This window comes from Streptomyces sp. a15, from assembly GCF_059026085.1.
On the sequence record NZ_JBWLKM010000151.1, the window covers coordinates 1 to 11027 of the forward strand.

Annotated in this window: 9 protein-coding genes and 2 pseudogenes; 8 read left to right on the top strand and 3 right to left on the bottom strand. The window is 69.8% G+C overall.

The window, feature by feature from the left end; genetic code table 11:
- Positions 1-464 precede the first annotated feature (464 nt).
- On the top strand, positions 465-938 hold the full coding sequence (locus AC5P09_RS49965) for a carboxymuconolactone decarboxylase family protein (protein ID WP_493880316.1): 474 nt from the start codon (positions 465-467) through the stop codon (positions 936-938).
- Positions 939-1092: 154 nt separating this feature from the next.
- Positions 1093-2016, top strand: coding sequence for an RNA polymerase sigma-70 factor (locus AC5P09_RS49970; protein ID WP_493880317.1), 924 nt, complete (start codon positions 1093-1095; stop codon positions 2014-2016).
- Between the two features lie 73 nt (positions 2017-2089).
- Here AC5P09_RS49970 and AC5P09_RS49975 read toward each other — a convergent pair.
- Positions 2090-2218, bottom strand: a pseudogene (locus AC5P09_RS49975) (IS5/IS1182 family transposase); the annotation flags it as partial.
- Between the two features lie 282 nt (positions 2219-2500).
- On the opposite strand from AC5P09_RS49975, the pseudogene AC5P09_RS49980 reads away from it, so the two are divergent.
- The 5 genes and pseudogenes from AC5P09_RS49980 to AC5P09_RS50000 all read left to right on the top strand — a co-directional run.
- Positions 2501-3159 (top strand): annotated as a pseudogene (locus AC5P09_RS49980) (transposase family protein); the annotation flags it as partial.
- A gap of 98 nt (positions 3160-3257) precedes the next feature.
- Positions 3258-4256 carry an RNA polymerase subunit sigma-70 gene (locus AC5P09_RS49985; protein ID WP_493880318.1) on the top strand — a complete coding sequence of 333 codons (999 nt, stop codon included), beginning with the start codon at positions 3258-3260 and terminating at the stop codon, positions 4254-4256.
- Between the two features lie 5 nt (positions 4257-4261).
- Positions 4262-4558 carry a hypothetical protein gene (locus AC5P09_RS49990; RefSeq protein WP_493880319.1) on the top strand — a complete coding sequence of 99 codons (297 nt, stop codon included), beginning with the start codon at positions 4262-4264 and terminating at the stop codon, positions 4556-4558.
- Positions 4555-5010, top strand: coding sequence for a DUF6069 family protein (locus AC5P09_RS49995; RefSeq protein ID WP_493880320.1), 456 nt, complete (start codon positions 4555-4557; stop codon positions 5008-5010). Before AC5P09_RS49990 ends, AC5P09_RS49995 begins: the two co-directional genes overlap by 4 nt.
- Positions 5011-5816: 806 nt before the next feature.
- A complete protein-coding gene (locus tag AC5P09_RS50000) occupies positions 5817-9161 on the top strand; it encodes a S8 family serine peptidase (protein ID WP_493880324.1) in 3345 nt (1114 codons plus the stop codon).
- A gap of 264 nt (positions 9162-9425) precedes the next feature.
- On the opposite strand, the gene AC5P09_RS50005 is transcribed toward AC5P09_RS50000, so the two are convergent.
- Positions 9426-10139: an SDR family NAD(P)-dependent oxidoreductase gene (locus AC5P09_RS50005; RefSeq protein ID WP_493880321.1), complete on the bottom strand. Its 714-nt coding sequence runs from the start codon at positions 10137-10139 to the stop codon at positions 9426-9428.
- 63 nt (positions 10140-10202) lie between these two features.
- On the opposite strand from AC5P09_RS50005, the gene AC5P09_RS50010 reads away from it, so the two are divergent.
- Entirely contained in the window at positions 10203-10751 is a 549-nt protein-coding gene (locus tag AC5P09_RS50010) for a MarR family winged helix-turn-helix transcriptional regulator (RefSeq protein WP_493880322.1), read from the top strand.
- A 43-nt stretch (positions 10752-10794) separates the two neighbouring features.
- Here AC5P09_RS50010 and AC5P09_RS50015 read toward each other — a convergent pair whose 3' ends face one another.
- Complete coding sequence (locus AC5P09_RS50015; protein WP_493880323.1) at positions 10795-10962, bottom strand: hypothetical protein; 168 nt, start codon at positions 10960-10962, stop codon at positions 10795-10797.
- Positions 10963-11027 lie beyond the last annotated feature (65 nt).

Sequence of the window (11027 nt, forward strand, 5' to 3'; positions counted from 1 at the left end):
ACACCACGGAATACAGCCACCACCCGAAGCCCTTCAGGGACTTCGCGATGATTCACCCTGACGAGCCGAAGTCAGTAAAGGTGGCGCAACCAGCCTTGTGAGGCAGGCATGGAGTTGGCGGACCTCGTCGGGCGGATGCGCAAGGGTACGAAACCCGACCGGTATCGTCCCGTCACCGAGCATCAAGGAGACAGCCCCTGGCAAGGGCCGTCCCGCAAGTGACTTTGATGTGCAGTGGACTTGGGTACGACGGCAATTCGTGGCCGGCGTGATCACGGCCTCGGAGCTGTTCCGGAGCCCGTTCACCGGGCTGAGCCCGCGCGCCTTCGGTGACCGGCACGGCCTGAACCATCTCCGAACACCCCGGCAGCAGGGAGACGTGGGTCACACACGTCCGTGTCACAGGGCGTCGGGCTACCTCGTCTCAGGGGGTGTAGCCACTGACGACCACGGAGGAGCACACGATGGACGCGCGACTGAACTACTTCTCCAGCCCGACCGCCGGCAAGGCCCTCAAGTACGTCATGTCGGCGGGCAGGACGCTCAAGGAATCCCCGCTGCCGGCCGCGACGCAGGAGCTGGTGGCGCTGCGCGTGAGCCAGATCAACGGCTGCGCGGTCTGCATCGACATGCACACCAAGGAGGCCGCCGCTGCCGGGGAGGCCCCGGTGCGGCTGAACCTCGTGGCGGCGTGGCGGGAGGCCACGGTCTTCACCGAGGCCGAGCGTGCCGCGCTGGAGCTGGCGGAGCAGGGGACCCGGGTCGCGGATGCGGCCGGTGGGGTCAGCGACGAGGTGTGGGCGTACGCCGCCAAGCACTATGACGAGGAGCAGCTCACCGCCCTGGTGATCCTGGTGTCTTTCATGAACACGGTGAACCGGCTCAACATCATCACGCAGCAGCCGGCCGGCGACTACGAGGTAGGGCAGTTCCACTGAACGGCCGTCGGCGACCGGCCCGGGGCCCGGCCACTGGCTCCGGGCTCCCGGCCCGGGGGGCCTTGCTCTGCGCCGCCGGTGGACCGGATGATCACCAGAAGATGTCCGCGCCGACGAGTACGGCCGGGCGGGAGGGCCGCAAGGGGGAGTCGGCGTGAGCAAGGTCGAGGAGTTCGAGAAGCTGCGGCCGCTGCTGTTCTCGATCGCCTACCGGATTCTGGGCAGCGTGGGTGAGGCCGAGGACGCGGTGCAGGAGACGTGGCTGCGCTTCGACAGCTCGGCGACCCGTCCCACGTCGACCAAGGCTTTCCTGTCCGCCACGGTGACGCGGATCTCGATCGACGTGCTGCGCTCCGCGCGGGTGAGGCGGGAGGAGTACGTCGGGCCGTGGTTCCCCGAGCCGCTGCTCACCGATCCCTATCAGGATCCGGCACGCTCAGCGGAGCTGGCCGACTCGGTGTCGATGGCGGCGCTGCTGCTCCTGGAGCGGCTCAGCCCGTTGGAGCGGTCGGTGTTCGTGCTGCGGGAGGTGTTCGGCTTCGGCTTCGACGAGGTCGCCGCGGCGTTGGGGCGGTCACAGGCGGCGTGCCGGCAGCTGCTGGTACGGGCGCGGCGGCACATGCAGGCCGGGCGGCCACGGTTCGAAGCGGACCGTCAGGCGCGGCAGGAGCTGGCGACGCGATTCTTCGACGCCCTGCGCGAAGGCGATGTCGTCGGCCTGCGGGATCTGCTCGCCGCCGACGTGTCGATGGCCGGGGACGGCGGCGGCAAGGCCCCGCAGCTGGCCCGGGCCGTCATCGGCGCCGAGAACGTGGCCCGGCTACTCGCCTCCGTCTTCCCCCGAATGGCCCGGATCGACGTGACCTTCGAGCCGCACGAGGTCAACGGCCAGCCCGGAGCGATCTTCCGCGACCGGGACGGCAAGGTGCTCTACATCTTGGCCCTCGAGGTGCTCGACGGGCAGATCCAGACCATCCGCTCAGTGATCAACCCCGACAAGCTCGGCCACCTCGGGCCGGTCGCTGACGCCTGGGCTGTCGACCGCGAAGTGAAGCAGGCCCGCCAGCAGGTGAACTGACCACGGGACTGGCGTGGGCCGGCTCGTTCCCCGCCGGCTCATGCCAGCGGCCGCGGGACGGCTGGTTCGCCCATCCCACGAGATTGAGGTGGTGCAGGCGGACAATGCCGCGCATCGCGTGGTGCACGCCGCCGCGGAGGCGGCAGTCGCGCACGATCTTCCAGGTCTGCATGCGGGCAAAGACGTGCTCGATTTGGCATCGCCGGCATCACATGGCAAGACCACCGGCGGCTGGCGGGAAGACCGATCCCAGCACGGAACCCCGGTGATCCGAGCACGGTTTGCTATGACTGCCTGCCGACCCTGCGAGGCCAGGGCCCAGTGCACCCGAGCCGGCGTGACGTCGGAGACGGGCCGACGCTTCACTTTCCGCGCCCGCCCGGAGCAAGAGGTTCCAACCTGATGGTGCAGGTCAGTGGCGTGGTGAAGGTCGGTAGCCGGGTCATGCGAGGCTCCCGGTAGCGCCCATTCGACCCGGCCGGCAGCCCTGCTCCCCCTGGCCCACCTGCGCAACGGCGACATCCTCACCCGCCTGGTCGCCGGATTCCAGGTCGGGGTTGTCACCGCCTGGCGCTATATCCGCGAGGCGATCGCCTTGCTCGCCGCGACCGCCAACGACCTGCACCAGGCGATGACCAGGATCCCGCTGCTGGCCTACGTCGTCCTCGACAGCACGCTGATCCCGATCGACCGCGTGCACGATCAGAAGCCGCACTACTCCGGAAAGCACCGACGGCACGGGGTGAACGTGCAGGTAATCGCGGATGCGGCCGGACGCCTCGTCTGGGCGTCGGCGGCACTTCCCGGCTCGGCACACAGCCTGACTGCTGCGCGAACCCACGGCATCATCGCCGCGTTGACCAACGCTGACGTGATGACCTTCGCGGACAAGGCGTATCAAGGCGGCGGCGGTTTCGTGCGTATCCCGTTCAAGCGGCACCGCTGCCGGCCGAAGCTGTCGCGCCGGCAGAAGGCCGTGGACAAGGCCCACGCCGGATCCGCTGCCGCGGCGAACGCGCCGTCGCCACCCTCAAGACCTGGAAGATCGTGACCAACCTGCGCTGCAGCCCCTCCCCGACGACCGCAATGGTGCCGGCCGTCCTCGTTCTCCACCACGTCGAAGACCCGACCTGCCAAGGATGAGAAGACGCTCAGCCATGCCGACCGACGCTGGTGATGAGTTTTCGCGGCCGCAGCCGTCACACCTACGACAGGACACGACGAGGCGGAAGGATGACGTGATGAGTGCGGATACGCGGCCGGAGGAGTTGGGCGTGAGCGGGTTGGGCGAGGTCGACGAGCCGGCGTTCTCGGGGCTTGCGGAGCGGCACCGGCGGGAGCTGCACGTGCACTGCTACCGGATGCTCGGGTCGTTCGAGGACGCCGAGGACACCGTGCAGGAGACGTTCCTCCGTGCCTGGCGGCGGCGGGAGACCTTCGAGGGGCGGTCGACGTTCCGGGCCTGGCTGTACCGGATCGCCACCAACGCCTGCCTGGACCTGCTCGCCAAGTGCCGCCCGGAGCCTGCGACCGGCGGCGAGGTGCTGTGGCTGCAGCCCTACCCCGACCGGCTGCTCGACGAGCTGCCCGCGGGCGACGCGGACGAGCCCGAGACCGTCGCCGTCGCGCGGGAGACGATCGAGCTGGCCTACCTGGTCGCAGTCCAGCATCTCGCGCCGCGCCCGCGGGCCGTGCTGATCCTGCGGGACGTGCTCGGCTGGCCGGCGAAGGACGTCGCGGAGCTCCTCGGGGACTCCGTCAACTCCGTGAACAGCGCGCTGCAGCGCGCCCGCGCCGGCATGCGGGAGCACCTGCCCGCCGAGCGGCAGGACTGGACCGGCGGCGAACAGGACGCCGGGACGCGCGAGCTCGTGCGCCGCTTCACCGACGCCAGCGTGGCCACGGACATCCCGGCGCTCGCCGCGATGCTGCGGGACGATGTCCGCTGCTCGATGCCGCCCACACCGGGCCTGTACGTCGGCCGCGACGCGGTGGTGAACGACTGGATCGAGGACGGCTTCGAGGGAATGAAGGGCCTGCGCGCCGTCCCCACCTCCGTGAACCGGCAGCCCGCCGTCGCCTTCTACCTCTGGCAGCTGCAGGAGGGGGCGTACCTGCCGCTGACGATCGACGTCCTGCGCGTCACCGGCGGGGCGATCACCGAGATCGTCACGTTCCACGACGACCAGTTCCCGCGGCTCGGGCTGCCGGAGTTCCTGCCGGCCGACGGCACGGAGTAGTCCCGGTGTGGACGCTCGCGCTGCGCGGTGGCGCGCGTGTCGCGGTGGTCCCGGCCCAGTGGTACGACGCGTTCGGCGTCGTCACCCGCGGGCGGGTGCAGCTGGAGCTGCGCGACGGCGAGCCCGGGCCGGTCCTCGGGCGCGACGCCGGGTTCTGGCTCCGCGGCACCGGGGTCCGCGCCCTGCGGAACCCCGGCCGTCGCACGGCGAGGGTGCGCATCGTCACCCCCAGGGCCAGGACCGTCACCTGCCAGTCAGCACGCCCCGTGCGTCAGTTACCGAATGATGGAGGAGCGACATGAACAGCACGAATGACACCGGGGGCGTCGCAGGCCCGGCATCGGGCCGGACCAGCCACACCCACCGACTCCGCGGGCTCGCCGGCACCGGCATCATTGCCACGCTCGCAGCGACGGTGGCCACCACCCTCGCCGCTGCGCTCGCCCAGGCCATTGGCGTCGACTTCGAGGTCCCCGATGGTGGCGAGACGATCCCGTTGTCCGGGTTCGCCGTGGTGACCGGCTTCTTCTCGGTCGTGGGCATCGTCCTTGCCGCCGCTCTTCTTCGTTGGAGCGCTCGCCCCGCCGAGCGATTCGTGTGGACGGCAGTGTCGCTGACCGCGATCTCGTTTCTTCCGCCCCTCCTCTCCGGGGCAGACACCGCCACCACTACCGCCCTCCTCGGGCTGCACCTCGTCCCTGCGACGGTGATGATCCCCACCCTGGCGCGGAGCCTCCGCATCCGGACCGATTGACGATCCCGCGACGGGAGGGCGGAAAGTTCCTCTGACCAGCAAGAATGAGGATTGTCTGGGTCCTTGTTCCTGCCACCGTCAAAGGCACTTCTCAGGTGAAGCAGCGTATCGGGTCCTACCCGCGTGCTCGCGTCGAGGGCGGCGGCCACGGGGTGATGTCCCAGGCCGGGGCCACCATGCCCTTGGCGACACGTGCGCAGCGCTGGACGTATCCCGCGCTCCTTGGCGTCGGCCCCGGAGTGGGTGCAGGGGCGCGCGGAGGAGAAGGTCAGCGCCTGATTCGGCTCGGTGCGACGCGGGACATGCGAGGCCCGGCCTGTGCGGTACGGCGCTGTTGGCGAATCCCCGTCGGGTGAGCTCTTCTACTTCGCCCCGCTCGTCTCGCCCGGTGTGTCACCCCGCGCACGTCCGCGGGTCCCGGCAGCCCAATCTCCTGCCCCGAAGAGCAGTACCGCCTCGGTCGAACGGCCTGACCCCACGGGTCCGGACCGCTTCTGTGCTGGCCGAAGGGTGCAGGAGGGGGTTCTGTGGAGGACCGCCCACTGACATGTCGTCAGAAACAAGTCGGATTCTTTTCCAACCCGACGCCGCCCCCGTCCGTCTCTTGGTGCGAGCCGTCGGCGTACTCGGGACGGCCACTGTCCGATGTCGAAGTGTCAGGAGTTCAGGTGGAGTTACACGCAAGACCCGCGAGACCCGCGAGGCCAAGGCGTGCGGTCGTGGCGGCAGGGGTGGCCTCCACGGCCCTTCTGCTGGCCGGAGTTCCGGGCGGGGCGGCCCAGGGCGCGAGCGGCGCCAGTACCGTCATGACCGCCGAGGCGGCCGGTATGTCCAAGGCGGCCGGTGCGTCCAAGGCGGCAGGTACCGCCCAGGCAGTGAAGACAGTGACCCTCGTCACCGGTGACCGGGTCATGCTGGACGGCGCCGGAAAGGTCACCGGCGTGATGCGGGCGGAGGGCCGGGAGCGGGTGCCGTTCTCCGTCCGGGTGGTCGCCGGACACACCCAGGTCGTGCCCGGTGATGCCGAACTGCTGCTGGCACTGGGCAAGTTGGACGCCCGGCTGTTCGACGTGACGCAGCTGGTCGCCGATGGGTACGACGACGCCGGCCGCGGCGACGTACCCCTGATCGTCACCTTCCGGGGCAAGAAGGCTCCCTCGATGACCCCCTTCACCGGGGCCGGGGCGAAGATCGGCCGGTCGCTTCCGGTCGTCAACGGCAAGTCGATACGTCCCGTGAAGAAGCGCGGCGCCGAGTTCTGGAACGCGGTGACCGCCACCGGCACCGCCGACAAGGGCGACGGAACGGCGGAGTTCACCGCTTCCACCGCCGTTGAGAAACTGTGGCTCGACGGCAGGCGCAAGGCGAGCCTCGACAAGAGCGTGCCGCAGATCGGCGCGCCCACGGCCTGGGCCGCCGGTTACGACGGCACCGGTATCAAGATCGCCGTGCTGGACACCGGCATCGACACGGCCCACCCCGACCTCGCGAGCCAAGTGATCGCCGAGCAGGACTTCTCCGGGTCCACCGGTACCGGCGACACGTTCGGACACGGTACCCACGTGGCGTCCACCGCGGCCGGTACGGGCGCTGCCTCTCCCTCCGGGGCCGGAGGCAAGTACAAGGGTGTCGCCCCGGGTGCCAAGCTCCTGAACGGCAAGGTCCTGGCCGACGACGGCTTCGGCTCGGACTCCGGGATCATCGCGGGCATGGAGTGGGCGGTGGCCCAGGGCGCCGACGTCGTCAACCTCAGCCTCGGCGGCACGGACTTGCCCGGCATCGACCCGATGGAGGAGGCGGTCAACCGGCTCTCCGCCGAGAGCGACTCGCTCTTCGTCGTCGCCGCCGGCAACGACGGCGAGTTCGGCGAACGCACGGTCGGCTCGCCCGGCAGCGCCGACTCCGCGCTCACCGTCGGCGCGGTCGACAAGGCCGACGGGCTCGCCGACTTCTCCAGCCGTGGCCCGCGCGTCGGGGACGGCGGGGTCAAGCCCGACCTGACCGCGCCCGGCGTCGCCATCACGGCCGCCGCGGCCGCCGGCAGCCTGCTGGAGGAGTGGTACCCCTCCGACATACCCGGCTACCTCACCATCGAGGGCACCTCCATGGCGACCCCGCACGTCGCGGGCGCCGCCGCGATCCTCGCCCAGCAGCATCCCGACTGGACCGGCGAGCGCATCAAGGCGGTCCTCACGGGCTCCGCGAAGCCGGGCTCGTACAGCTCCTTCCAGCAGGGCACCGGCCGTACCGACCTGGCCCGGGCGCTGGAGCAGGGCGTCGTCACCGAGCAGCAGCCGCTCGACTTCGGTGTCCAGCAGTGGCCGCACGGCGACGACGCACCGGCGACCAAGCAGGTGACGTACCGCAATCTCGGTACGGAGCCGGTCACCCTCGACCTGTCCGTCGACGCCTTCTCGGTGGACGGCAAGCCCGCCGCCGAGGGCATGTTCACCGTGTCGCCGCAGCAGGTCACCGTCCCGGCGGGCGGCGAGGCGAGCGCCTCCGTCACCGTCGACACCCGCGCCGGCACCGCCGACGGCTCCTTCGGCGGTGCGGTGGCCGCCGTCTCGGCCGACGGCAAGGTCCAGGTGCGTACCGCTGTCGGCGTGGAGCGCGAGGTGGAGTCGTACAGCCTGACGCTCAAGCACCTCGACGAGAACGGCGAGCCGACCGGCGACGCCGCCACCTCCGTCTCGGCCTACGACGGTGACTTCTACGAGACCTACGCCGACGAGCAGGACGGCGTGCTCACGGTGCGGCTGCCGAAGGGCGACTACACGCTCACCGGGGTGATCCACCCTTCGTTCGACTCCGCCACGCACGCCATGCTGGTGCAGCCGAAGCTGACGCTGGACGGGGACACCACCGTCACGGTCGACGCACGGCAGACGCGGCCGGTCGAGGTCACCGTGCCCGACGCGGCGGCGGAGAACACCGAAGCCATGGTCCTCTACACGTACGACCGGGGCGAGGGCCTGCGCGCGGGCACCATGCAGTTCCTCCTGCCGACCTTCCAGGGCGCGGGCTTCGGACAGCTCGGACCCGAGCCGTCCGCCGACCAGGCGTCCGCCGTGTTCGCCGGCGACTGGACCCGCGAGGACGACGAGGGCCGGCCGGTCACCTACCACCTGGCCTGGAACCGCCCCGGCAAGCTGGAGGGCTTCGCCGCCGACATCGAACAGAAGCAGCTCGCCAAGGTCGACCTCCAGGTGGGCGTACCCGTCGAGGGCAGGCGTGTGCAGGTCGAGGTGTCGCCCCACGCACCCGACGGGAGCCTGGTCTTCGGCTCCCACGACCTGCGCGGCGACCTGCCGCTGAGCACCACGGACTACATCCTCGCCAACGACGTCAAGTGGTCCTTCCGTACCTGGCAGACCCGCGGCGCGGGTGAGGAAACGGTCTGGGAGAACTTCCTGATGCGGATGCCGAGGACCTGGCAGGCCGGACGGAACTACACCGAGCGGTTCAACGTCGGCGTCTTCGGCCCGGTCCTGAACGGCACCGGACACCCCGGACCGGAAGAGGGATTCCCCGGCATCGTGCGGTACGGGAACGTCATCAGGGCCTATCTGCCGCAGTTCGGCGACGGCTCCGGCCACTGGGGCATCAGCCACCACACCTCGGTGAGCAGCAAGCTGGAGGCGAACGGCAAGGAAATCCCCGACGAGTACGGCGTCCCGGTGACCGACCTCACCGAGTTCACCGTTCCCGCCCAGGACAGCGCGTACAAGCTGACCGTGGACTCCTCACGTGATCCCGCGGTGTATCCGGTCAGCACCCGTGTCCGGACGGAGTGGACCTTCCGCTCCGCCACGACGCCGGAGGACGACATCACCGCGCTCCCGCTGTCGGTGATCCGCTTCTCACCCGACCTGAGCCTGTCCAGCACGGCGAAGGCCGGCAAGCGGTTCACGGTGCCCTTCACCGTCGCGGGCGCGGCGGCCGGCCAGCGGCCCGCCAAGCTCGCCTTTGACGTGTCGTACGACGAGGGTGCCACCTGGCAGCCCGCCAAGACGGTCAGCGGTACGCACCTCTCGCTGACCCACCCGGCGAAGGCGGGCTCCGTCTCGCTGCGGGCCAAGCTGACCGACCGGGCCGGCAACACGGTGGCCCAGACGATCGAACGGGCCTACCTCACCGTCGCCCAGTAACTCCGTACCGTTCCTGTGGACTGAGCGGGAGTGATCCCGTTCAGCCCCGGCGTACTCAAGACCCTGTTGGCGCATCCGGCTGCGGGGTCTTGCGTCGGCCCCCCGAGAGTTGTGTCTCGGGGGGCCGACGTCGTGTTGGAGGTCGGCGGCAGTGCGGGTAGCGCGGGCAGCGTTCCCTCGCCGGAGCCTGGCGATCAGGCTCCGGGACCAGTCCCCATACGGGGCATCATGTTCGGCGGCACCATTCGACCGTGCCGACGGGCGCTACCGCGTGGTGAAGGCGCCTCCGTTGACGTGGACAGTCTGCCCGGTGATGTGCTGGGCCCCTGGTGACGCGAGGAAGTATGCCGTCTGTGCGATGTCATCCACCGTGCCCGGTCGTTTGTTGTGCGTCTCCTCCACCAGCGCGCGATGACGTTCGTCGCTCAGCTGACCGTTGAAGAAGTTGGTGCCGGCGATGTAGCCCGCCGAGATGACGTTGCACGTGACATTCCGTGGGGCGAGTTCGGCGGACAGCGAGGCGTTCCAGGCGCCCAGAGCGGCTTTGGCCGCGCCGTAGGATCCTCCTGCGCGCTCGGCACCGATCGAACCGATGCTGACGACGGAACTGCCGCTCGTGAGCTTGTCCTGAACCGAGGCCGTGGTCAGCACCGCGGTGAGCAGGTTCTGCCCCAGGTTGGCATGCCACAGGGCGTGCACCTCGTCCAGGGTCATTCCGTCGCCGGTCGGCCGAGACAGGCCACCGGCGGCGTTCACCAGGACATCCACCTCGTCGAGCCGGGCGGCAAGCTCCGCGACCTGCCCGGTGTCGGTCGCGTCGCAGACGACGCCGTGCACCCCCAACTCCTTGGCGGCCACTTCGACGGTGTCGGGGTTGCGTCCGGTGATGAAGACCTCTGCCTGGTCGGCGGCGAACCGTGCGGCGATGGCTCGGCCGATGCCGCTGGTGCCTCCGGTGACGAGAACAATGCGAGTCAAGATTCCTCCTGCCAGTGCTACGTTTAGATCTAAACGTAGCCGACGCGGACAGAGGATCGCACCATGACCGACGCCCTCCCCTCCTCGCCGCGAGGACCCGAACCCGCCCATTCCCCAGCCGAGATCGCCGCATCCTGGAGACGGGAGAGACCCGGCACCCCCACCGAGTCGATCGAGATCGTCACGCCCATCTGGTGGCTGGCCAAGCTCTTCGCCGACGACCGCAACCGGGCCCTGCGGGATGCCGGGATCGACGCGGCCACCCTCGACCTGCTGTCCGTCATCCGCCGCTCAGGTCCGCCCTACACCCTCAGCACCCGCGAGCTCGCCCGGCGGACACTGGTGACCGCCGGAGCGATCTCCCAGCGCGTCGCCCGGGCCGAACAGGACGACCTCGTCGAGCGCACCCCAGGGCCCACCGGCAGCCGGACCGTCCTGGTGCGGCTCACGGCCGAAGGCCACGCACTCATCGAACGATCCGTCGACACCGTGCTCGCCCGAGAGGCCACACTCGTCAGTTGCCTGTCAGCCAACGAACGCGCCTCGCTCATCGAGTTGCTGGACAAATTGATGGCCGACGTCCGACAACGCACGGTCCACGAAGCAAGATGAACCCTTCGGATCCGCCCATGAGGACACGTACCGAAGAGCAGGCTCAGAGCAGCCGCCGTAGAAGAGGTCGGCAGCGGCCCACAAGGGGCTCCGCGTAGGAGTCAGCGGTCAGGTCCCACAACACCCGCTCAGCGGCGGCGGTCTCCTTCACCGGGCAGGCTACCGCGATGAACTGCCGGTCGACAGCTTCGGCCGCATCAACCCTGGCCATTCAGCGGAATTGTGCGGTCTGACGATCCGGTAGCAGAAAAGGTGTCCTGACCTGCGAGGATGCGA

What these genes read in the sequence shown, in the direction of transcription:
- AC5P09_RS49995 (WP_493880320.1), top strand. Translation starts at nt 4,555, where the DNA reads ATGAACAGCACGAATGACACCGGGGGCGTCGCAGGCCCGGCATCGGGC.
- AC5P09_RS49965 (WP_493880316.1), top strand. Translation starts at nt 465, where the DNA reads ATGGACGCGCGACTGAACTACTTCTCCAGCCCGACCGCCGGCAAGGCC.
- AC5P09_RS50015 (WP_493880323.1), bottom strand. Translation starts at nt 10,962, where the DNA reads ATGGCCAGGGTTGATGCGGCCGAAGCTGTCGACCGGCAGTTCATCGCG.
- AC5P09_RS49985 (WP_493880318.1), top strand. Translation starts at nt 3,258, where the DNA reads ATGAGTGCGGATACGCGGCCGGAGGAGTTGGGCGTGAGCGGGTTGGGC.
- AC5P09_RS50010 (WP_493880322.1), top strand. Translation starts at nt 10,203, where the DNA reads ATGACCGACGCCCTCCCCTCCTCGCCGCGAGGACCCGAACCCGCCCAT.
- AC5P09_RS50000 (WP_493880324.1), top strand. Translation starts at nt 5,817, where the DNA reads ATGACCGCCGAGGCGGCCGGTATGTCCAAGGCGGCCGGTGCGTCCAAG.